At 35.3% G+C, this 23,231-nt stretch carries 22 protein-coding genes, 1 other RNA gene and 1 pseudogene; 6 read left to right on the forward strand and 18 right to left on the reverse strand.

Annotation, left to right across the window (positions count from 1 at the left end; all coding sequences use genetic code 11):
* Positions 1-99: 99 nt before the first annotated feature.
* The 17 genes from B11cv2_RS00155 to B11cv2_RS00230 form a co-directional block, all read right to left on the reverse strand.
* A complete protein-coding gene (locus tag B11cv2_RS00155; protein ID WP_100692802.1) occupies positions 100-801 on the reverse strand; it encodes a tRNA (guanine(46)-N(7))-methyltransferase TrmB in 702 nt (233 codons plus the stop codon).
* Positions 798-2,066, reverse strand: coding sequence for a methionine adenosyltransferase (gene metK / locus B11cv2_RS00160; protein ID WP_100692803.1), 1,269 nt, complete (start codon positions 2,064-2,066; stop codon positions 798-800). Before metK ends, B11cv2_RS00155 begins: the two co-directional genes overlap by 4 nt.
* A 115-nt stretch (positions 2,067-2,181) precedes the next feature.
* Positions 2,182-2,595, reverse strand: a complete 414-nt coding sequence (locus B11cv2_RS00165) for a helix-turn-helix domain-containing protein (protein WP_100692804.1) — start codon at positions 2,593-2,595, stop codon at positions 2,182-2,184.
* Positions 2,596-2,739: 144 nt separating this feature from the next.
* Positions 2,740-4,335 (reverse strand): apolipoprotein N-acyltransferase, encoded by a 1,596-nt coding sequence (gene lnt, locus B11cv2_RS00170; RefSeq protein WP_100692805.1) that lies wholly within the window; start codon positions 4,333-4,335, stop codon positions 2,740-2,742.
* 3 nt (positions 4,336-4,338) lie between these two features.
* Complete coding sequence (locus B11cv2_RS00175) at positions 4,339-5,361, reverse strand: hemolysin family protein (protein ID WP_100692806.1); 1,023 nt, start codon at positions 5,359-5,361, stop codon at positions 4,339-4,341.
* A 100-nt stretch (positions 5,362-5,461) separates the two neighbouring features.
* Entirely contained in the window at positions 5,462-5,938 is a 477-nt protein-coding gene (gene ybeY, locus B11cv2_RS00180) for an rRNA maturation RNase YbeY (protein WP_100692807.1), read from the reverse strand.
* A gap of 31 nt (positions 5,939-5,969) precedes the next feature.
* Entirely contained in the window at positions 5,970-7,049 is a 1,080-nt protein-coding gene (locus tag B11cv2_RS00185; RefSeq protein WP_100692808.1) for a PhoH family protein, read from the reverse strand.
* A gap of 113 nt (positions 7,050-7,162) precedes the next feature.
* The gene (gene miaB, locus B11cv2_RS00190; protein WP_100692809.1) at positions 7,163-8,545 is read right to left on the reverse strand and encodes a tRNA (N6-isopentenyl adenosine(37)-C2)-methylthiotransferase MiaB; all 1,383 of its coding nucleotides are present in this window, start codon (positions 8,543-8,545) and stop codon (positions 7,163-7,165) included.
* A gap of 31 nt (positions 8,546-8,576) precedes the next feature.
* On the reverse strand, positions 8,577-9,068 hold the full coding sequence (gene rimI, locus B11cv2_RS00195; RefSeq protein WP_100692810.1) for a ribosomal protein S18-alanine N-acetyltransferase: 492 nt from the start codon (positions 9,066-9,068) through the stop codon (positions 8,577-8,579).
* Positions 9,068-9,751 (reverse strand): tRNA (adenosine(37)-N6)-threonylcarbamoyltransferase complex dimerization subunit type 1 TsaB, encoded by a 684-nt coding sequence (gene tsaB, locus B11cv2_RS00200; RefSeq protein WP_100692811.1) that lies wholly within the window; start codon positions 9,749-9,751, stop codon positions 9,068-9,070. The genes rimI and tsaB overlap by 1 nt, the downstream gene beginning before the upstream one ends.
* Positions 9,752-9,992: 241 nt before the next feature.
* Positions 9,993-11,018, reverse strand: a complete 1,026-nt coding sequence (locus B11cv2_RS00205; RefSeq protein WP_100692812.1) for a YeiH family protein — start codon at positions 11,016-11,018, stop codon at positions 9,993-9,995.
* 100 nt (positions 11,019-11,118) lie between these two features.
* Entirely contained in the window at positions 11,119-11,724 is a 606-nt protein-coding gene (gene recR, locus B11cv2_RS07175; protein WP_199570332.1) for a recombination mediator RecR, read from the reverse strand.
* Positions 11,725-11,757: 33 nt separating this feature from the next.
* Positions 11,758-12,084, reverse strand: coding sequence for a YbaB/EbfC family nucleoid-associated protein (locus tag B11cv2_RS07180; RefSeq protein ID WP_199570333.1), 327 nt, complete (start codon positions 12,082-12,084; stop codon positions 11,758-11,760).
* Between the two features lie 14 nt (positions 12,085-12,098).
* Positions 12,099-13,913: a DNA polymerase III subunit gamma/tau gene (locus B11cv2_RS00215; RefSeq protein WP_100692813.1), complete on the reverse strand. Its 1,815-nt coding sequence runs from the start codon at positions 13,911-13,913 to the stop codon at positions 12,099-12,101.
* A 176-nt stretch (positions 13,914-14,089) separates the two neighbouring features.
* Positions 14,090-14,186, reverse strand: an RNA gene (gene ffs / locus B11cv2_RS00220) — signal recognition particle sRNA small type.
* A gap of 186 nt (positions 14,187-14,372) precedes the next feature.
* Positions 14,373-14,771: a hypothetical protein gene (locus B11cv2_RS00225; protein WP_100692814.1), complete on the reverse strand. Its 399-nt coding sequence runs from the start codon at positions 14,769-14,771 to the stop codon at positions 14,373-14,375.
* A 144-nt stretch (positions 14,772-14,915) separates the two neighbouring features.
* On the reverse strand, positions 14,916-15,647 hold the full coding sequence (locus tag B11cv2_RS00230) for a 3-deoxy-manno-octulosonate cytidylyltransferase (RefSeq protein WP_100692815.1): 732 nt from the start codon (positions 15,645-15,647) through the stop codon (positions 14,916-14,918).
* Positions 15,648-15,759: 112 nt separating this feature from the next.
* Here B11cv2_RS00230 and B11cv2_RS00235 point away from each other — a divergent pair, with 112 nt between their 5' ends.
* From B11cv2_RS00235 to B11cv2_RS00250, 4 genes and pseudogenes are all read left to right on the forward strand, one after another.
* A complete protein-coding gene (locus tag B11cv2_RS00235; RefSeq protein WP_100692816.1) occupies positions 15,760-16,299 on the forward strand; it encodes a cytochrome c family protein in 540 nt (179 codons plus the stop codon).
* A gap of 134 nt (positions 16,300-16,433) precedes the next feature.
* Positions 16,434-17,554, forward strand: a pseudogene (locus B11cv2_RS00240) (microcin C ABC transporter permease YejB).
* Positions 17,554-18,693, forward strand: a complete 1,140-nt coding sequence (locus B11cv2_RS00245) for an ABC transporter permease (protein ID WP_100692817.1) — start codon at positions 17,554-17,556, stop codon at positions 18,691-18,693. The pseudogene B11cv2_RS00240 and the gene B11cv2_RS00245 overlap by 1 nt, the downstream one beginning before the upstream one ends.
* Entirely contained in the window at positions 18,693-20,303 is a 1,611-nt protein-coding gene (locus tag B11cv2_RS00250) for an ABC transporter ATP-binding protein (RefSeq protein ID WP_100692818.1), read from the forward strand. The genes B11cv2_RS00245 and B11cv2_RS00250 overlap by 1 nt, the downstream gene beginning before the upstream one ends.
* Here the strand turns inward: B11cv2_RS00250 and B11cv2_RS00255 are convergent.
* The gene (locus tag B11cv2_RS00255; protein WP_100692819.1) at positions 20,249-21,037 is read right to left on the reverse strand and encodes a molybdopterin-synthase adenylyltransferase MoeB; all 789 of its coding nucleotides are present in this window, start codon (positions 21,035-21,037) and stop codon (positions 20,249-20,251) included. The genes B11cv2_RS00250 and B11cv2_RS00255 overlap by 55 nt on opposite strands.
* Before the next feature lie 88 nt (positions 21,038-21,125).
* Here B11cv2_RS00255 and gshB point away from each other — a divergent pair, with 88 nt between their 5' ends.
* Together gshB and B11cv2_RS00265 are read left to right on the forward strand one after the other, a co-directional pair.
* Positions 21,126-22,064 carry a glutathione synthase gene (gshB, locus tag B11cv2_RS00260; protein WP_100692820.1) on the forward strand — a complete coding sequence of 313 codons (939 nt, stop codon included), beginning with the start codon at positions 21,126-21,128 and terminating at the stop codon, positions 22,062-22,064.
* Positions 22,065-22,175: 111 nt separating this feature from the next.
* Complete coding sequence (locus B11cv2_RS00265) at positions 22,176-23,222, forward strand: PstS family phosphate ABC transporter substrate-binding protein (RefSeq protein ID WP_100692821.1); 1,047 nt, start codon at positions 22,176-22,178, stop codon at positions 23,220-23,222.
* The last annotated feature ends 9 nt before the right edge of the window (positions 23,223-23,231 follow it).

Consider the following 23,231-nt stretch of genomic DNA (forward strand, 5'->3'; position numbering starts at 1 on the left):
TCCAATTGGACCACTCCTCATCATAAGGGCGAAAATCTATCTCTTTATACTCTTAAACAGAGAATTTTACAAGTTATTTATAGTAAAGCATTTTATCTTTTATTGTTTAATAAAAGTAAGGTAAGTGGGTGTTCTACCTTCACATAGGGCTTTGGCTTCATATCGGGTGCTTGGCCATAGTGGATAGGGAATTTTCCAGTCTGTAGGTTTTTCTGCGAGCCATTCAAAACTATTGTGTTGAATACAATGATAAAGCGTCCAATTGATATAGTCATCTATATCACTAGAAAAGCGGAATTTTTTACCGTCTTTGAGAACTCGAGAAAAACGGTTTAGATTTTTTTCATTAATGAACCGTCGTTTCCAATGCTTTTTTTTAGGCCATGGGTCAGGATAAAACAAATCTATTCCATCAAGAGATTCTGTTGGTAACCAATCAAGAAAATGTGTAGCATCATCGTTATAAAGACGAAGTTGATTTTGATATTCTTTGTGCTTTTCAGTATATGATAATATTTTTGCCATTCCATTAATAAAAGGTTCTATACCTATAAAACCAGTGTGTGGAAAACGCTTCATTTCATGGAGTAGATGTTCTCCGCTACCAAAGCCAATTTCAAGTCGAACTTCTTCCACTGGATTGGTGAATAAAGATACTAACTTTAAAGGTGCAGGTTTGCTTAAATCAATGTTAAGAGTAGGAAGAAGCGTATTTATAAGTGTAATTTGATTGTTTCGTAGCCGTTTTCCTCGTCGGCGACCAAAAAAAGCTTCACTCATACGCGTTTTATGTGTAGTCATGATATTTTAATCATTTTTTTAAGTTGTCCAACTAAATCAGTTTTTTCCCAAGAAAATGAACCATCATGCTCTGGTTTGCGTCCAAAATGGCCATAAGCTGCTGTTTTTGCGTAAATAGGTTTGTTGAGATCAAGATGCTTTCGGATGCCTGTTGGTGATAAATCCATTATTTTTGGAATTGCAGCTTCAATAGCACTTTCATCTACTTTGCCTGTTCCATGGAGGTTAAGATAAATGGACAAAGGTTCTGCAATGCCAATTGCATAGGAGAGCTGAATAGTGCATTGATCTGCTAAATCAGCTGCAACAATATTTTTAGCTAGGTAGCGTGCAGCATAAGCTGCAGAACGATCAACTTTTGTTGTATCTTTACCTGAAAAAGCACCACCACCATGAGGTGCGGCACCACCATACGTATCCACAATAATTTTCCGTCCTGTTAATCCCGCATCACTTTTAGGACCACCAATAACAAATTTTCCTGTTGGATTAATATACCATCTGCATTGATTGGAGATTGGGATATCATGTAAAGCTTGCAAAATATAGGGTTCAACAATTGTACGGACTTTATTCGAATCCCAGCTTTCATCAAGGTGTTGTACTGAAAGGACAATAGATGTCACTTCCGCAGGTTTGCCATTTTTGTATTCTATTGTTATTTGGCTTTTAGCATCTGGTCCTAATTTACCAGTTTCTCCCTCTTTTTTATGACGGGCTATTGCAAGATGTTCTAAAATCTTATGTGCATAATAAATTGGTGCAGGCATGAGATCTGGTGTTTCACGGCAAGCATATCCAAACATAATGCCTTGATCACCTGCTCCTTCTTCGCCATGACGATCAATGGCATGATCAACTCCTTGTGCGATATCAGCTGATTGAGGGCGTAAAAGAACATCAATTTTAACGGTTTTCCAATGAAAATCTTCTTGTTCGTAGCCAATAGCACGAATGGCGTGACGTACAACTTTACGAAAAGGGGTAGGATTCACAATAAGAGAGCCAGCCTTATCGCGTATAAATTGACCGTTTTTATCTTTTTTTAAGAGTGTATCGGGAACACGTACCTCACCAGCTATGACAACACGATTGACACTTACTAAAGTTTCACAAGCAACTCGTATTAACCATGGATTAGTTTTGGCTTTGTGAGATTCTCTGTAAACCATATCAACGATTTCATCCGAAATACGGTCACAAATTTTATCGGGATGTCCTTCCGATACCGACTCACTTGTAAAAAAATAATTCCGATGCGGCATAGGAACTCTCTCAAATAAAAAAGAAGTCAATATTTCATGTTTGGTAGACTCAAATTTGCTTTATTTGCCAATCCTATGCCAAATCGTCAATAATAATGTAAAAAAGAATATAATTTTATAGCTCATCGTTATGATCTTCTTCAGAAAGAGCCTTCGCTAAATCAATAATTTTTCGACGCACTTTAGCATCAGATATATTGGTAAAAGCACGCATTAATTGAATGCCTTCACTACTAGAACAAAAATCTATAAAATTATTATCACTTTCCGTAAAACCTTCTAAAGATTGTATACTAATTCCTTTATCAAAAAAATAGGAGACTGGAACATCCATAATTTCTGCAATTGCTTGAAGGCGGCTTGCTCCAACACGATTTGTTCCTTTTTCATATTTTTGAATTTGTTGAAAAGTAATACCTAATTTTTCACCGAGTTTTTCTTGAGTAAGACCTAATATATTACGACGCAAACGAATACGGGTTCCAACATAAATATCCATTGGATCGGGTTTTTTTCTAGTTTTGGTCATAATGCAACTCTTTATTTTCAGCGCTTTGTTTCCAAACAAACATTAGGTGCATGTGAGGTTAGTTTATTATAAATGAAGATGATATATAATACTTTTCTTGACGTTACTGGTACACATAACATGATATTGTACATAAGTACTCAATCATTCAAGCTGTTTTGTAGAACCAAAACTAATACGATACAATAGCATAAGAATGAATAAGATGAAAGTAGAGAATGTTCTGTATTTATTGTTCCAAATAGTGTTGATTGGTTGTGGGATCGGTGTATCAAGAGCGCCAATAATATTATATTCAAGGGAGGAAACAATTCTTCCATAAGGATCAATAACAGCTGATATTCCATTATTTGCTGCTCTAATAAGAGGTATTCCCAGTTCAATGGCACGAAGTTGCGCTTGTTGAAAATGTTGATATGGGCCAGGTGTTCTACCAAACCATGCATCATTTGTTATATTAATAATTGCTTGAGGGGGAGGACCTTTAAAAGCTGTTATATTAGGAAATATAGCTTCATAACAAATAAGTGGAAGGTAAGAAAAACCATTTGGCATCATAACGGTTCTTCGCACATTTGCAGCAGTATATCCATCAATAGTATCAGCGAGAACATGCAAGCCTATCTTTTTTAGTAAATTTTGATATGGAAGGTATTCACCAAAAGGGACGAGATGAAGTTTATCAGATATGTGAAGAATATCACCTTTGGCATCAATGACTGCAATTGTATTAAAATATTGTATTTGGGTATAAGGAGGGGAGGCATCACCGGTTCGGATGGCGCCGATAATAGCCCATTGTTGGGGTTTTAGAAAAGAGCCAATATGCTTTGTAAGAATAGAAGACGTATTACTAAGAATATAAGGAAGAGAAGCTTCTGGCCATATGATAAAATCAGGCTCTGGATTCTGGCTAATGGCTGTTTTAATACTTAAGTTTAGATGTGCTGCAAATATATCTTTTCTTTTCGTATTGCTCATTTTGGTGGTTTGTTGGATAGAGGGTTGAACAATACGCACCCAATGGTTATTATTGCGGTACTCTGCTATATTCGGCGCTGTTTTCAAACGATAAAATCCAAATCCACTATGGGCTAATATAAGAAGAAAACAAAGTAAAAGTGCTGAGAATTTTTTTTCATTTGTTAATAAAACAGTTGGTAAACTATAGCATAAAGTAGCAAGAATATTCATTCCATAGAGTCCTACAATCATATCTGATTGCATGAACATTGGGGTTGGCATAGCTGTATAACCGAGAGCATTCCATGGAAAACCCGTCAATAGAATAGCGCGCAACCACTCTGCTAATCCGAGTGAGAAAGCTAATATAAAGAAGCGTGCTATGTTTTTTGTCCATAATAAGGAAACAATTATACCAGCAAAAAACCAATAAAAAGAAAGATAAGCAGGAAGACAAAAAATAGAGAATGGTAATGCCCAAGCAAAAGAGGCTGGATCTATTAATAATGCATTACTTAACCACCAAAGGCTACAAAAAAAATAACCAAAACCAAAATTTCCAAAAGCTAGTGCGTTTGTTAAAAGGCGTTTTTTGTTGTTTTGGATAGTATTGATTTTATCGAGAAAAATAATGAAAATGGGAAATGTTAAAAAGCAAATGGGCGTTAAATAAAAGGGGGGAAGTGCAAAAGACGTTAAAGCACCACATAAAAAAACACATATTTGCCGTTTCCAACCAGTGATGGAAAGCAGGAGAAGGTTGAGCTTCTTTAACAATAATTAGCTATCCTTATAAGATTGTTGTTCCTTAAGATTTTCATTTTCTGAGATACGAAAAATACATAATCGTTTAATTCGACGTTTATCAGCTTCTAAAATACGAAAACGATAACCTGGTACAGTTTCAATAATTTCACCTTTTGAGGGAATGCGATCAAGAATAGAAAAGATTAAACCACCAATGGTGTCCACTTCATCTCCATATTCTCCCACGACAAAATCAGGACCAAGAGCTTTTTCCAAATCTTTTAATTCAGTCTTTGCATCAACCAACCATTTATTATCAGGTTGGCGTATGATAGCGTTATCAATATTATCATGTTCATCTTCAATATCACCAACAACTAATTCGACAATATCTTCCATAGACACCAAACCATCTGTACCACCATATTCATCGATAACTAAAGCCATTTGTGTTCGTGTGGTTTGCATACGTGTTAATAATTTGCTTGCGAGCATAGAACGAGGCACAAATAGAACTGTTCTAATAAGATCTAGTTCACCAATAGGGTGTTGTAAATCTTTATGATTCAATTGTAGAGAGTCATATTTTTGTTCATTTCGAGTAGAGCTGGTAATAAAAGAGGTTATATAATTGAGGATATCGTGGATGTGAATCATACCTCGTGGATCATCTAATGTTTCAGCGTATACAGGTATGCGTGAATGTCCAATTTTTGCAAAAAATCTAAGAGCTTCGCCAAGGGGAGTATTGATTTCCAATGCTTCTATTTCGGAACGTGGAATCATAATATTATCAACACGTGCTTCTCGTAGGCATAAAATATTATGAAGCATAGTGCGTTCTTCAGGAGAAAAAAGTGTTGTTTCCTTCTCATTATCAGCAGCAAGTACATTAGTAAGACCATCACGTAGTGATGTATGGTTGCGTCTACGTAAAAATGAAAATAGAGAGCTTAGCAATGAATTTTTCTTTTTATAGCTTGTTTTTTGTAGAGAATATTCTTCAGGATTAGAAGATATTTGAGTATTATTTTTTGTATTAATTTTATCCGCCATAGCTTTAAAATTTTCTAAACTTTCTCAATTATAATAGCTGCGTCAATTATTTTAAATTTTATTATTTGTAAACCTAAGTTTAAGTTTAACTTTTATCATTTTATAACAACTTAGTATAGGGATCTTTTATAGTTAGCTTTTGAAGTATTTCTTTTTCTAGTTTTTCCATTTGATTAGCTTCATCATTTGTTTCATGATCATAACCAAGAAGGTGAAGGATACCGTGAATGATTATATGCGTTAAGTGATCCTGAAATGATTTTTTTTCTTCTTCTGCTTCTCGCATAACAGTTTCTTGCGCAATAACGATATCACCAAGCATAAGCTTAGGATTTTGTCCAGCTTTAAGAGGAAAAGCAGGAAAGGATAAAACATTTGTGGGTTTATTGTGATTACGCCATCGTGCGTTAATTTGTGCCATATGCGTATCATCTGTAAAAAGCAGGCTGAGCTCACTTGTTATTTCATTTAATGATAAATGCTGCAATGTAGTAACTAGAGCCTTTTCAGTGATATTATAAAGCATTTTCTCATTATTCCATTTAGCACTTTCAATAGTTATATCAATAGAAACCATGAGAAATTGCACTCATTTTTTTATGGAAAGCTTAGGAGTTGTATTGCTTTTTCTGTTCAATAGAATCACGATCATAGGCTTGAATGATAGTGGAAACAAGAGGGTGCCGTACAACATCTTTTTCATTAAAATGAATAATTTTAATATTTTCTATATCTGAAAGGATACGAATTGCTTCCACTAAACCTGATTTTTGTCCTGCAGGCAAGTCAATTTGGCTTAAATCACCCGTTATAATCATCCGTGATCCTTCTCCAAGGCGTGTAAGGAACATTTTCATCTGCATAGGTGTAGTATTTTGTGCCTCATCAAGGATTATTGCTGAATGAGCAAGTGTTCGTCCACGCATGAAGGCTAGAGGAGCGATTTCTATAACTCCAGAGGTTAAAATGCGTTCTACTTTTTCAGCAGGTATCATATCATACAGAGCATCGTAAAGGGGACGTAAATAGGGATCAACTTTTTCTTTAAGATTACCGGGAAGGAAGCCAAGATGTTCTCCAGCCTCAATGGCTGGACGTGAGAGAATAATTCGTTCAATGATACCATATTTAAGAAGCATGACAGCATGAGCAACGGCAAGATATGTCTTTCCAGTGCCTGCTGGACCTATTCCAAAAATAAGTTCAGCATGTTCCATGGCACGCATATAAATGTCTTGTGTTAAAGTACGAGCATAGATTGTTTTTTTATGGGTATTAAGTTGTGCTAGCGTTTGCTTTGCAGAAGGTTGAGTTATTTGAAGTTTTTTTTGTTGTTCATCAGGCAAATTTGCCATAGCGATTGCACTTTCTATATCTGATAGAGTAAGCTCTGGATGTGCTTTTGCTTTTTGATAAAGTTGATCTAATACATAGTGTGCCTGTTGTACGGCAATAGCTGTTCCATAGATTAAAATTTTGTTACCGTGTGGACGGATATCAAGCTTGAGTTTCTTTTCAAGATAAGCAAGATTTTCATCAAATTTACCAAAAACTATTTTTGCAGTATTGTTGTTTTCAAATGTTAAAACAACATGATTAGTATTAGCTTTTTTTAAGATACCTGTATTTTGAGAGGAGATACTTTTTATCTTTGGAATTTGCTTCGATTTTTTGGTTGATGCTTTCAACCCATACTCCTTATCTGTTTACATTATAGCCTTAATATAATCATTTGTCTTTAAAAGTGAAATAGCTTTTTAAGATTATATTTTTAAATAGAATTATAAAATTTCTTTAATATTTAATATATGTCGGTTTTTTCACCGATGAAACTATTAGAGCTTGCATTTGTAATACGAATTTTCATAATAGTTCCAATAGGGGCTTGTGTATTTATAACAACAGGTAAAAGCCAAGGGGAGCGTCCTATCATTTGCCCAGAGTGACGACCAATTTTTTCAATAAGAATATCAGTTGTTTGACCAATTTTAGAGTGTAAGAATGTATGCTGTTGATCGAGAAGAATGGCTTGTAAATGCTGGAGGCGAGTATTTTTCACCGTTTCATCAACGTGATTTTTCATTGTTGCACCGACTGTACCAGGCCGAGGTGAATATTTAAAAGAATAAGCCGAACTATAGCCTACTTGTTTAATAAGCTTGATAGTTTCTTCAAAATCTTCGTCAGTTTCACCTGGGAATCCTACAATGAAATCGCCTGAAAAAGCAATATCAGGCTTTGCAGCACGGATCTTATCGATGAGATTAAGATAATGAATACTTTTGTGTTGTCTATTCATTGCTTTCAGGATACGATCTGAGCCTGACTGAACAGGAAGATGCAGATAAGGCATAAGTATATCAAGATCTCGATGTGCAGCAATAAGACTGTCATCCATATCACGTGGATGATTTGTTGTATAACGTAATCGTTTTAAACCATCAATTTTGGCCAGATGATGAAGAAGATCTCCAAGGCGCCAAGTTTTTCCATCGATACTCTGTCCATGCCATGCGTTTACATTTTGCCCAAGGAGTGTAATTTCTTTTACACCTGCTTCAATAAGTTGGTGCGCTTCAGCAGTGATTTGCTTAACGGATCGGGATATTTCTGCACCCCGTGTATAGGGAACAACGCAAAAGGTACAAAATTTATCGCAACCTTCTTGCACTGTTAAAAATGCACTAATGCCTCTTTGTCTAACAGCTTGTTTGTTATGAGGTGGTAAATGAGAAAATTTATCTTCAACGGCATAATCTGTTTCAACAACTTTTTTTCCTTGTTTGACTTGTTTTAATAGTTCCGGTAGCCGATGATACATTTGTGGTCCAATGATAAAATCTACGGTTGGTGCACGTCGCAAGATTTCATTGCCTTCGGCTTGCGCAACACAACCTGTAACACCGATCATCAAAGGTTTATCATGTGTACGTCCTTGACGTATTATTTGTAAGCGACCAAGATCAGAGTAAAGTTTTTCTGCTGCTTTTTCTCGAATATGGCAGGTATTAATCAGAATAAGGTCTGCATCATTTGGTGTTTGTGTGGCAATATAACCTTGAGCACTTAAACTATCATTCATTCGCTGGCTATCATAAACATTCATTTGGCATCCATAAGTTTTAATAAAAACTTTTTTGGGGCCACTGGGAAGTATATTTTTAGAATTTGTACGATGATCCATATTGCGTTTCTAAACGTTTTTTTTTTTAATCTCAATCTATTTGCTTGAAAGTTTTTTGCATGATGATTGCATCTATGAGTCCATTGTGTGATTGATAGTAGGCTGGGCGTTTAGCAATCTTTTGAAATTTAAATCGTTTATAAAGGGCTAAGGCAGGAAGATTGGTTTCTTCTACTTCTAGAAAAAGTTTCGTTGCACGTTCACGATGAAGGTGGCGAAATATGTTATCAATAAGAAAATGACCAATTTTTTGTTGACGGTTATTAGAATCAACTGCAATCGTTATAATTTCTGCTTCACCAAGAATAAGACGGCAGAGACAAAATCCTAAAATTTGATGAGATTGCCCAATGAGATGGGCTTTATAGCCAAAGATAGAATGATCTTTTAAAAAAGCCTCAAATGTTTGTTTTGTCCACGCTATAGAAAAACAATTTTTATGAATTTGATGAAGAAAAATACTATCTTTAGAGCTTAATGGTGCGATTATAAAATTTTTTTTTGTTAACAAAGATTTAGCCATTATTGTTTTCGTGGTAAAGCAAAATCAGTTTGTTGTTTTGCATCAGCATCGCGTAAGTAGAGGGGATGCAGTGGTATTTTGGGCTGTTTATTTGCAGCTAGGTATGCATAAGTTAAAACGTCTGCAGCATCACATGAAATGGAATCCAGTATAATTTTTTTGCTCATTGTATTGTTTTTAATATAGAGAGTAATAATTTCAGCAGCTGGGCCAGTAAGCATAGTGTGTTCGGATAGATCTGCGATAATATTTTCAGGAGTTTTTAGGCTGGGCATGCTTAAAGCTATAAGATTTTTGTTAAAATTTTGATGATAGAACATTCCTCTACCGGCTTCAATAACAACAGTAATGATTGATGTGATATGTTTATTAGCTACTTGTGCAGCTAATGCTTCAAGTGAGCTGATTCCAATAGCTGGAATTTCCAATGCTAAGGCCAAAGCTTTTGCTGTAGCAATACCTACACGTATACCTGTAAATGATCCTGGTCCAATATTGACGGCAATGCGATTAATCTGATCAAGCTTGATATTTGCTTGATGAGTTAGCTGTTCAATTTGACCAATGAGTTTCTCAGCATGACCTTTACCAATACATTGACTGATGCGTGCGATAACAGATTTATTTTGAACAAGTGCGACAGCACAATAAATTGAAGCAGTATCTATAGCAAGAATAAGCATAAATGCTTTTTAGCTGAATATAGCAATAAATAAAAGATAAGTTTTGGTTTTTAGAAATTTTATTTATCTCTAGTGAAATATTTAAAAATATTGAGATCAGTAGGATGTATAAGTTTTTTTAGCTGTATTTGAGCATAGCGTATCTTTTATCACAGCAAAACAATACATGTGAAATAGATTCAATATTTTAGGTTTTTCTGTAAGCTATATTTAAGAAAGTGAAGTATTCGATGTAGATTTTTTAAAATGTTATGTGATCAAAATTAAAAAGTTTTATCATAAGAATACTGAAGACACTAAGGACAAATATAGAGGTGATTGAAGCACATATCACACGCCATCCTGCTTTTTTTAATGAACGAATATCAACACTTAATCCTAATCCTGCCATTGAAATAATAGTGAAAAGTTGAGTAATAAAGTTGATAGGAGTAAGAGCAGTTGTAGGAATAAGTTCTGCTGAGCGTATAAGCATCATGATAATAAAGCCAATGATAAACCATGGAATGAAATTATGTAAACGTAGATGATGTCCTGGCCGAGGGTAAATGATTGCTAGAGTAAAAATGATCGGACCTAACATTAAAACTCGCACTAATTTAACAAGAGTTGCTATTTGAACACTCACAAAAGATACAGATGTTGTTGCTGCTAAAACCTGTGGAACAGCATAAACGGTCATGCCTGCTAATATACCATATTGATTAAATGATAAATTAAAGAGCGGTTGTAGAGAAGGCAGAATGAAAATAATAATAGCTCCTAGGAGAGCAGTAAATGCAATTGATGCAGCCACTTCTTCACTTTTTGCATTAATAACAGGTGCAGTGGCCACAATAGCTGAATTACCACAGATAGCATTACCACAAGCGACAAGCATAGCTAAATTTTTAGAAAGTCCATAAAATCGTCCAATGACAAAGCTGATAAAAATAGTAAGAAATACAATAACTATAATACCAACAAGTAAAGCCAAACCGGCGGAAAGTACTGTATGGACACTAACGCTTGCACCTAGAAGAACAATAGCAATTTCCAGAAGTGTTTTTGCGCAAAAATTTATACCTTTATCAAAATATTCTGGAAGAGAAGAACAACTACGGACAATAGAGCCTAATAAAATAACTAAAACAAGAGTTTCAATCCATGCTTCTGAAAGAAGTTTCTTTTCTATGATTTCTAAACCGTAAGCGGATGCCGATATAAGCGTACAGATTAAAATTCCCGGTCCTAAATTGAATATGAAAGATAAATTTCTATTCGGCATTTTAAAAATTCCCCTGCCGCATATTATATTAAAATATTAGACTTCAGAATCTTTTTATCATAAAATTTAGGAATTATCAAAAAATGACTGAGAAATAATTTTAAAAATTAGTTCTTGCTTGTAAAGCAGCAGCTAATGTTCCGTCATCGAGATAATCTAGCTCACCGCCTACTGGTACTCCATGGGCAAGGCGGGTGATTTTAATGGAAGACTGGGAAAGTTGATTGGTAATATAGTGAGCTGTCGTTTGCCCTTCAACTGTAGCATTAACCGCTAAGATGATCTCTGTAATTGAATTATTGGTAACGCGGTTGATTAAAGAGGCGATGTTTAGTTCATCAGGTCCTATCCCATCTAAAGGAGACAATCGTCCACCTAAGACATGATAACGTGCTAATAAAAATTTTGCACGTTCAAGAGCCCAGAGATCAGAAATATCTTCAACAACAATGATTATTGATTCATCACGGTGAGGGTCTGTACAAATTGAACAGGGATCTGTTGTGTCTACATTACCACAAATAGAACAAATTCGAACTTTATTTGCAGTTTCTTGTAGTGCAGATCCTAGAGGTTCTAGCAGGGTTTCTTTTTTCTTGATGAGATAGAGAGCGGCTCGACGTGCTGAACGTGGTCCAAGACCTGGTATTCGTGCTAAAAGCTGAATAAGGTGTTCAATTTCAGGGCCTGCAATATGTTTAGACATACTATTATACCAAGAGATTAAAATATAATTTGTTTATAAAAACGGAAATTGAAAACCCGGTGGGATTGGCATTCCTGCAGTCACACTTTTAGTTTTTTCTTCAATAATTACATCAATTTTACTTTTAGCGTCAGTATAGGCAGCTATAATAAGATCTTCAAGAATTTCTACGTCTTTAGGATTCATCAATGAAGTATCAATGTTTATGGCTGATATAGTATTTTGACCATTAAGAGTGATTTTGACAAGACCTCCACCTGCTATACCAGTTGCTTGCAGATTAGCCAATTCACTTTGCATTTGCTGCATTTTTGTTTGCATTTCTTTGGCTTTTTTCATTATATTCATCATATCACGCATAGGGATGAGTTTCCTTATTCATCATTTGTATTGTTATCGGTGTCAAAGATATTAGGGATTAAATCAAGATCATTTTCTTTTTTATTGAAGCGAATATCAATGATTTTTGCTCCTGGGAAATGATTGAGGATTTTTGCAATATCAGGATCCGTTTGTGCATCGGCAAAAAGAGATTTTTGTATAGCAACACTTTCTTCTTGTAGAGTTGGTTTTCCTCCTTCATTGACAAGAGTTATAGTCCAGTGTTTTCCAGTCCATTGGTACAGCATTTTTTTTATATCACGTTCAAGAGAGCGGGGGGCTTCTTCAGCGAGTCTTAATGTTATGTGCTGCGGTTCAAAAGAAACAGGATGAAGGAATTCTTTGATCAATAATTTGAAATGTATTTCATTATGCTGGTCAGCTAGATCAACAATATCTTGCAAAGAATCTATGATTATATTTTTATGAAGTTGATTCGTTTGAACATTTTCGCAAGTTTCAATCTTATTACAAAAATCGATCTTTTCAGAAGTTTTAATCTTTATATATTTGGGAGAGCAACTAGATTGGTTTTGCAGTGTATCTGAAATTGGGGAGGAAGTGTAGCTATGTGCAACTTCTGTTTTTGTAAGATTGCTTTCATTTATTATTTCTTGAGAAGAATGGTTTTCAACAATTATAGGTGTGTTTTTTTCTTGTGTTAGTTTTGTTAAAGCTTCGTCGAGAGTTGGCAAATCAGCAACATGGGCAAGACGAATCAATAACATTTCAGCAGCTTGAATAGGATGGGGAGCTTGATTGACTTCCTGTAGGCCTTTGAGGAGCATTTGCCAACTGCGTGAGAGAATACGAATGGAAAGTTTTTGTGAAAAATTTAAACTTCTTGAGCGTTCTTCTTCTGTAAGTGATGAATTCTCTATTATTTCTGGTGTCAAACGTAATCGTGTGATTAGATGATTAAAATTCGCTAATTCTGTTAGTATAACAAAAGGATCTGCACCTCTATTGTACTGATTGCGTAATTCGTGCAATGCATGGATAATATTTCCTTTCATAAGAGATTCAAAGAGGTCAATAATGTGAGATTGATCCGTTAATCCTAACATGAGGCTTACTGCAGTGGTATCAACTTTACCATTACTATAAGCAATTGCTTGGTCAAAAATAGATAACGCATCACGGACAGATCCTTCTGCTGCACGCGCAATCATGAATAACGCTTGATCTTGTGCTTCAACTTTTTCTAGTTGAGAAATTTTGCGTAAATGAGCGACCAAAGCAGTTGTTTCAACGCGCTGCAAATTAAAACGCTGACAGCGTGAAAGAATTGTAATAGGAACTTTACGAATTTCTGTCGTTGCGAAAATAAATTTCACGTGCGGAGGAGGTTCTTCAAGTGTTTTTAATAGACCATTAAATGCTTGTGTTGAGAGCATATGAACTTCATCAATAATGTATACTTTATAACGTGCAGAAACAGGGCGGTAACGGATTTGTTCAATAATTTCACGAATATCGTCAATACCAGTATGCGAAGCAGCATCCATTTCAACAACATCTATATGGCGACCTTCAATGATTTGTGCACAATGCTCACCAAGTGTATCGAATAGAGTAGTTGGTTGATCAATATCTTTTGTTTTGTAGTTAAGAGCTCGGGATAAAATACGCGCTGTTGTGGTTTTTCCTACTCCACGAATTCCTGTTAACATCCATGCTTGTGCAATACGCCCTGTTGTGAAAGCATTATTGAGAGTACGTACCATTGCTTCTTGACCAATGAGATCGGAGAAATTTTGAGGTCGGTATTTACGAGCAAGGACGCGATAGGTCATTATTGTTGGCATATTTCTGTTAATTATTCCAATTTTAAATCTCTTTTGGTCCACCTTTTTAATAAGGCGAGAGCATAGCTCTTTAAATTTAAAGAAGTTTAAAACCCATTATTTTTTTAGGATAAAAAATATTACCACAAAAACTAAAATGCCACATACAAAAAAATATGCATTCAGTTTTACAAAAATAGGAAGGCCGGTACAATGACCCGCACAAAACTCGTTAGGGCTGCTTCTTTCCAGATCTGACCCGGTTGGCGAGTAGTTCGTCCATTACCAACCTCCCTTATATCATATTACCGATTTAAAATAAAAAATCAAGGAAGAACTAAAAACATGATACAGATCATTAAAATTTGTATCTGAATTTGATGAGCTTTCAGGATGCGCTATATATGATAAAAGCATCCCCACATAGCAATAAACCTTTCTTAATTTTAAAATTTTAAGGTATAATTATTCTTAGTATGCTCAATATCCATAGATTCCTGTATCACAGTTTTTTCCTACAACTTTATTGTCGGTTACATTCTCAAAAGTGTGAGGCCCCCCGACCCAAGGGAAACTTACATCAAGGGATTTAACATTACTAATAATAAATAGTTTTTTGTCTTTAATGTGAGTTATCTGATTCGGATTATCAGTAACAATCTTCAGATATTTTGGGTCTGTATATGTTAAATGAAACGTAGCTGCAGGGTTGATATCTTTACAACCATACTCCACACCTTGTTTTGTGTAGTCGCTTTTATCAATTACAACCTTTTCATGAGGCTCAAATACCCATTCATGCTCGCCAAATCTAGCAAAAGCATCATTACAGATCAAGATGCTTGCAAAAATTAGTCCTTGAAATAGAAGCTTTCTCATTTATATATTCCCCTTTTAAGTTATTTAAAATGATATGTCTAATTATAACATAAGATTGTTTAATTGTGAAGTATACTAAAAATAATATAGTAATTAATTCTGTATTTTTTTGAAAAATAGATTGTGTTGATTATGACAGTTAGTTTACACTAGAATTTTACGGACTCTTTCGAGATCATTTTGTGTGTCGACACTGAAAAAAGTTGTATCGATTAACTCCACATCAATACGCATATCGTTTTCTAATGCCCGTAATTGCTCGAGTTTTTCACGTTGTTCAAGTGTCGATGATTTAAGTGTTATAAATTTTTCAAGAGCTTTGCGTCGGTAAACATATAATCCAATATGATGGTATAAAGGTCCATCTCCATAAGGTGCAGTTGCACGGGTAAAATAAAGGGCACGAAGTCGATTTTGAGCAATTGGTGTGCCAATAATTTTAACAATATTTGGGTTTATTTTTTCATTTTCTTCACTAAGTTTTGTTCCTAATGTTGCAATATCAGTTAAATTATTTTCTAAGGGCCGTAAGGCGCTTACGATCGCATTAGGCGTTATTGTTGGCAAGTCACCTTGTACATTCACAATAACATTATAGTTTTGTTCAGGGTCAACTTTGGTTAAGGCCTCATAAATACGATCAGATCCCGATTGATGATTTTTGCAGGTTATGATACATTCATAGCCATAAGCTGTGACGGTTTGAGCAATTTTGTCATGATCTGTTGCAACGATAATACGCTCTAATCCAGTTTCTTTTGCCCGTTCAGCAACATGAATGATCATTGGTTTTCCAGCGATATCAGCTAAGGCTTTACCTGGTAGACGAGTTGAATCCATACGAGCGGGAATAAGAATGAGTGGTTGAAGAGACATGGCAGAGTTCCAAAGAATGTATACTTAATTTTATAACCTTATACTTTAATAAGGGAAAGAACTGCAAAGAACTATACTGAAAATAATATAAAAATATGAAAGTTTAAATTTTATGAAGCGATCAACTTTTGTTTACTTAATTTGTGCTTGTTTGTTTTTGTTGATTGTTTTAGTGGGTATTTTCACTATGAGTGATATTATTCATGATGAATCAGTCCAACGTTCTTATAAAATTACCAATAATGATACGTTTAAAGAAGCACAAAATACATCTGATGAATCTTTATTGTTGAGTGATCTTCTTAAACAAGGTGATCTTGAGAATGGACGGAAAATTTTTCGTCAGTGTGCAATTTGCCACGCTTCTAAACCTGGTGAATCTAATCGCGTTGGTCCGTCACTCTGGGAAATCGTGGACCGTCCTTTTGCAAATGTAAAAAATTATTCTTATTCAAAAGTATTGCGTGCGAATTCTGATAAAAAATGGGATTTTTTTACTTTAGATCGTTATATTCAATCACCACGTCAAGCATTTCCAGGAACAATTATGTCTTTTCGTGGGATTAAAAATGATCAAGATCGTGCTGATCTTTTGCTTTATTTGCGTAGTTTATCTGATTATTCTGTTCCTCTACCAGAGGATGATGAATAAGATTAGTTAATGTTTTAAAAAACATAGGCCTAGATTTTATTTATAATTTTGTTGTTTTGAATTTGTCAAAAATCATTATTGATGCGTCATTAAAATAATATGATACGTTGTTATTGAAAAGGAAATACAAATAAATGGCAGCTTATATTATACGACGTTTTTTTTGATTATACCAACACTTATTGGTATTTTAACAGTAACGTTTATCATCGTTCAATTTACTCCAGGTGGGCCTATTGAAAATATCATTTCTCAATTACAAGGAATAGGGGGAGATGGTACAGGGCGTATAGCAGGTGGTGGAGATTTTAATTTATCTTCTGATGTTATTACTAATAGTGCTCATGTTGGGTCATTATCATCCGGATCTTCTCAAGATCGCGGTGCACAAGGATTGGATCCAGAGTTTATCACAAAACTTGAAAAACAATTTGGTTTTGATAAGCCCCCTTTGGAACGTTATTTAACAATGCTTAGTCGTTATGTGCGTTTTGATTTTGGGGAGTCTTATATACAGGGACGTTTAGTTATTGACCTTATTAAAGATGCATTACCTGTATCTCTTTTTCTTGGTTTTTGGCATTTATTAATTTCTTATGCTATTTCTATACCATTGGGAATTCGTAAAGCGCTCAGAGAAGGGTCTGCTTTTGATGCGTGGACAAGTACTGTTATTGTTATCGGTTATGCGATTCCAAGTTTTCTTTTTGGTATTTTTTAAATGGTTTTTTTTGCTGGGGGATCCTTTTTCGATTGGTTTCCATTGGGACGTTTAACTTCTGATAATTTTGAGACATTATCTTTTGGAGAAAAGATTTTGGATTATTTATATCATTTAGTTTTACCATTGACAGCGATGGTTATTTCCTCTTTTGCGACAACGACATTATTGACAAAAAATTGTTTTTTGGAAGAAATTCGCCAGCAATATGTTATTACCGCTCGTGCTAAAGGTTTAAGTGAGCATTCAGTTCTTTATGTCCATGTATTTCGCAATGCGATTTTGGTTATCATAGCTTGTTTTCCTGCGACTTTTATGGGATCATTTTTTAGTGGATCTTTATTAATTGAAATGCTCTATTCATTAAATGGTATAGGCCTTTTAAGTTATACGTCTATTGTTAGCCGTGATTATTCTGTTGTCTTTGCTTCTCTTTATATTTTTTCGTTAATTGGTCTTATTATAAGCCTCATTTCTGATGTTGTTTATATGATGGTTGATCCACGTATTGACTTTGATAAAAAGGACTTGTGATGGAAAAGGAAAGAGACAATAGATTGTATGATGATAAATTGAAACTATGTACTTTTCTCTCTCCATTAAATGCCCGTCGTTGGCATAATTTCAAGCAGAATCGTCGCGGTTGGTGGTCGTTATGGCTCTTTTTATTTTTATGTGTTTGTTCTTTTTCAGCAGAATTTATTGCTAATGATCGTCCGATTATTGCTTCTTATAAAGGAGAGCTTCTTTTTCCTATTTTTTTTGATTACCCTGATGAAAAATTTGGTGGAAATTTGGCTAAAGCTGATTTTCGTGATCCTTTTATTCAAAATGAAATAGCCCAACATGGTTGGGCATTGTGGCCAATGGTTCATTATTCCTATAATACGGTGGTAGGGAACAAAACTGTAGCATTAGCGCCTCCTTTTTGGCTTCAAAGCAAAGAGGAGCGTTGTATTCATTATGCACAGGGAAGTGTTGATCCAGAGTGTACTATTCATCAATGGAATTGGCTTGGAACTGATGATTTAGCACGTGATATTTTTGCGCGAGTTTTATATGGTTTTCGTGTATCGATAATTTTTAGTATTCTTTTAACAGCTATTTCTGCAATTATCGGTATTACAGCTGGTGCAATTCAAGGGTATTTCGGTGGTTGGATTGATTTAATTTGTCAACGCTTGATTGAAATATGGTCTTCTGTACCATCACTTTATTTAGTGATTATTATGGCTGCAGTTTTAGCGCAGGGCTTTTGGATGCTATTAGGTGTTATGCTGCTGTTTCAATGGGTCGTATTAGTTGGTGTGGTACGGGCAGAATTTTTACGAGCACGAAATTTTACCTATATTAATGCTGCACGCGCGTTAGGCGTTCCTAATAGGATTATTATGATGCGTCATTTGTTGCCTAATGCTATGATTTCTGCTTTAACTTATTTGCCGTTTTTATTGACATCAGGGATTTCATTGTTAACATCGCTTGATTATTTAGGTTTTGGCCTTCCCCTTGGTTATGCTTCTTTAGGAGAGGTAATGCGGCAGGCTACCTCTAATTTAAATGCTCCTTGGATTGGTATCACAGGTTTTTTTGTTATTGCTGTGACATTGTCTTTGCTGGCATTTATTGGTGAAGCAGCTCGAGATGCTTTTGATCCACGAAAGATACAATAATGACAGAATTGCTTTCAGTCCGTGATCTTTCGGTTGCATTTTGTCAGACAGAGACAAAAAGATATATTCTTAAGCAAATTTCTTTCGATATTCAGGAAGGTGAAACAGTTGCGTTTGTTGGGGAATCAGGATCAGGAAAATCAATAACAGCACTCTCTATTTTACAATTATTATCTTTTTTGAAAAGGCTTGATCAATCGGGTGAAATTCTCTTTAATAATAAAGATTTAATGAAGCTGAAAGAAAAAGATTTGCGTAAAATTCGTGGCAAAGATATTGCTATGATTTTTCAAGAGCCAATGATCTCTCTTAATCCTTTACATACCATAGAGCGTCAAATAGGTGAAGTTCTTAGAATGCATGCAGTGATTTCTGATCAAGTATTGCGCATGCACATTATTGATTTACTGAAACAAGTAGGTATTAGTGAACCAAAAAAACGTTTGGATTCATTCCCTCATCAATTATCAGGGGGGCAACGACAACGTGTGATGATTGCAATGGCACTTGCGAATAATCCAAAATTATTGATTGCTGATGAGCCAACAACTGCATTGGATGTAACTGTTCAAGCACAAATTCTTGAACTATTAATACAGCTTAAAAAACATCACAAAATGTCAATGCTTTTTATTACCCATAATTTGTCTATTGTGCGCCGTATTGCAGATCGTGTCTACGTTATGAAGGAAGGAAAAATTGTTGAAAATGGTTCAACAAATGAAATTTTTAAAAATCCTCGACATCCTTATACCAAGCAATTATTAGCAGCAGAGCCTAAAAATCAGCCTCTTCAAGTTGATAATAACGAACCTATTTTGATACAAGCTCAGAAAGTACAAGTTTGGTTTCCAATTAAAAAAGGATTGTTTCGACGGACCGTTGATTATGTAAAAGCTGTTCAGGATGTCGATGTTATAATTCGTTCTGGAAAAACGCTTGGTGTTGTAGGAGAATCGGGGTCAGGAAAAACAACATTAGGACTTGCGTTGACACGAATGCTTTCTTCTAAAGGTCAAATCATTTTTGATGGTGTAGATATAAGCAATTTTAACTTTAAGCAGATGCGTCCTTTGCGTCGTCATATTCAGATTGTTTTTCAAGATCCTTTTAGTTCACTTTCTCCACGGATGTCTGTCAGTGAAATTATTGCTGAGGGATTATCAATTCATGAACCTAAGCTTTCTTATTCTGATCGTAATGATCGCGTGATTGAAGCTTTGTGTGAGGTTGATCTCGATCCTAAGACCCGTTTTTGTTATCCTCATGAGTTTTCTGGTGGACAGAGACAGCGGATTGCCCTTGCGCGTGCAATTATTCTTAAACCGCGCCTTATTATGCTTGATGAACCAACATCCTCTCTTGATATGAGTGCGCAGGCACAAATTGTTGATCTTTTACGTTATTTGCAACAAAAATATCATTTAGGTTATTTATTTATTAGTCATGACTTGAAAGTTGTTAAAGCGCTTGCCCATGAAGTGATTGTTATGCGTCATGGCAAAATAGTTGAATATAGTTCTGCTGATCATATTTTTTCTTGTCCAAAAAAACCTTATACGCAAACTTTGATGTCTGCTGCATTTGCGTTAGAAGCTGATCGTTTATAGGAAATTATATCAAATTGTGCTGATAATCCGTTATAAAGAAGAAGTTTTCCTACTAAAGGTTCACCGATATTTGTGATCAATTTAATCGCTTCCATTGCTTGTAATGTACCGATAACTCCAGGCAAGGCACCGATGATTCCAGTTTCGGCACATGCCGATGTCGTACCTAGAGCTGGTGGATTAGGAAATAAATCTCGGTAGTGTGGATTATTGTCTTTATAAGGCATAAGTACTGTTAGTGAACCTTTGAATCGGTGTATGGCTCCGCTTATTAAAGGCTTAGCACATTGGGCAGCATGATCTGCAAGGAGATAGCGCGTGGAAAAATTATCGCTACCATCAATAATGATGTGATAGGCGTTAAGCAGTTGATCCACATTATTTTCATTCAGTCGAAAGTTGTATTTTTTAACTTTAACATGAGGGTTTATTGCTTTTATTGTTGTTTCTGCACTGATGGTTTTGTATTGGTTAATTGTGTTTGTGCTGTGAATAACTTGACGTTGTAAATTGGATAATGAAACAATGTCATCATCAACAATTCCAATAGTTCCAACCCCTGCTGCAGCAAGATAGAGTAAGACAGGAGCTCCAAGACCACCTACACCAATGACAAGAACACGTGCAGTTTTAAGTCTTTGTTGTCCTATTCCACCAATTTCAGGGAGGATGATATGGCGTGTATAGCGTTCGATTTCTTCTTTACTTAATTTTTTATCACTTTCTTTTATCATAGGCTCTCTCTTGTCATAGTTTCCTTTACTGTTTAATAAATTTATGTTTGCTTGACCAGTTGGCACTCAGCGGTAGGAGGTTTTATTAATGAAAATTGCTATTCAGATGGATCATATTGCGACGATTGAGATCCGAGGAGATACTACGTTTGCACTTGCTTTGGCGGCTCAAGAACGTGGGCATTCTCTTTTCCATTATACACCGGATTCCTTATTTATACGTGATGGGTGTGTGATTGCCCAGTTAGAGCCACTAACTGTACGTGATGAAGAAGGATCTCATTACCAATTAGGTGAGTCTGTACGTACGGAATTAATAGATATGGATGTGGTTTTGTTACGACAAGATCCACCTTTTGATATGAATTATATCACTACCACTCATTTTTTAGAACGTATCCATCCTAAAACACTAGTCGTGAACGATCCAATGTGGGTGCGTAATAGTCCGGAAAAGATTTTTGTGACTGAATTCTTTGATTTGATGCCAGAAACAATCATTACAAAGGATATTGAAGAAATAAAGGCATTTAGATCTAGATTTGGCGATATCATTTTTAAGCCACTTTATGGGAACGGAGGGGCAGGTGTTTTTTATTTAAAACATGACGATTGCAATTTCGCATCACTGATCGAAATGTTTGAAAAAAGTTATAAAGAGCCTTTTATTGTGCAACGTTATTTAGAGGGTGTACGAAGGGGAGATAAACGAATTATTTTGCTTGATGGCGAACCAGTTGGGGCAATTAATCGGATTCCTACAGCTACCGATGTTCGTTCTAATATTCATGTTGGAGGTCATGTAGAATATATTGGTTTGACAGAACGTGATTATGAAATTTGTGCACGTATTGGCCCATCTTTAAAAAAACGTGGTTTGCTTCTCGTAGGGATTGATGTGATTGGGGACTATATAACAGAAATCAATGTTACATCTCCTACAGGAGTTCGTGAAATTAAACGCTTTGGAGGCGCAGATATCGCTTCTCTTTTTTGGGATATTGTTGAACTTAAACGCTTAAATTAAAAATGACTATAACATAGTTTATTATAAATATCATATGACTTATGTGAAGTAAATTTTGTATGTTACGGTAATGCAACGGTAGATCTTGAATTAAATTTAAAGGAATTATAAATGAGGAAATTATTATCAATTGGAATAGGATTTATTTCCTCTATTATATTATTGGTTGGTATTAGTTATGCTCGCAATCGAGTTCATATTGTAGGTTCATCGACAGTTTTGCCTTATGGGAAAATTGTTGCTGAGGTCTTTGGAGAAATGTACTCTGATTTTAAAGTTCCTGTTATTGAATCGGGAGGTTCAGGAGCTGGTATTAAGGAATTCTGTCGTGGTATTGGGAATAATACAGTTGATATTGTTCATACTTCGCGAGCAATGAAATCAGATGAATTACGATCTTGTTTTAATGCTGGCGTAAAGGATATTGAAGAAATGCGTATTGGGTATGATGGCATTGTTTTTGCAACAGATATCAATGGTCCTGATTGGAAATTGCAGCCAGTGGATTTGTATAGAGCATTAGCTGCGCAGGTTATTGTGGATGGGAAATTGCAACCAAATAAATTTATGAAATGGAGTGCAGTCAATAGTGATCTTCCTGATTGGACAATTACAGCTTATATTCCTGGTGAAAAGCATGGAACTCGTGAAGTTCTTGAAGAAAAAGTGCTTTCTATTGGCTGTAAAGCCAGTGGTGCAGTTGAGCAGATGAAGGCTTTGGGAATGAGTGATAAGGCTATTAATGCTACTTGTATTGCTGTCCGTAAAGATGGAAAAGTTATTGATATCGATGGTGATTATTCTGAGACATTTGCTCGTCTTACTTCTTCTAAAACAGGAATTGGGGTTTTTGGTTTGTTTTTTTATGAAAACAATGCAGATAAACTTAAGGTTGCATCTATTAATGGTGTTTATCCGACTGTTGAAACAATTTCTGATGGTACATATTTGATTGCACGTCCGTTGTTTTTCTACGTTAAGAAATTGCATTTAAACATTGTACCAGGTATGCAAGAATATGTTGATTTCTTTCTTTCTGATCAAATGATTGGTTTACATAGTCCATTAACTGAATATGGTTTAGTTCCTCTTTCTGAAAGGGAAAGACAGCTGCAACGAGATGCTTTTTCTTCTGGTAAAGTCATGGTTTTGCAGTAATTTTCTATA

The organism is Bartonella sp. 1-1C (genome assembly GCF_002810325.1).
GTDB lineage: Bacteria > Pseudomonadota > Alphaproteobacteria > Rhizobiales > Rhizobiaceae > Bartonella > Bartonella rochalimae.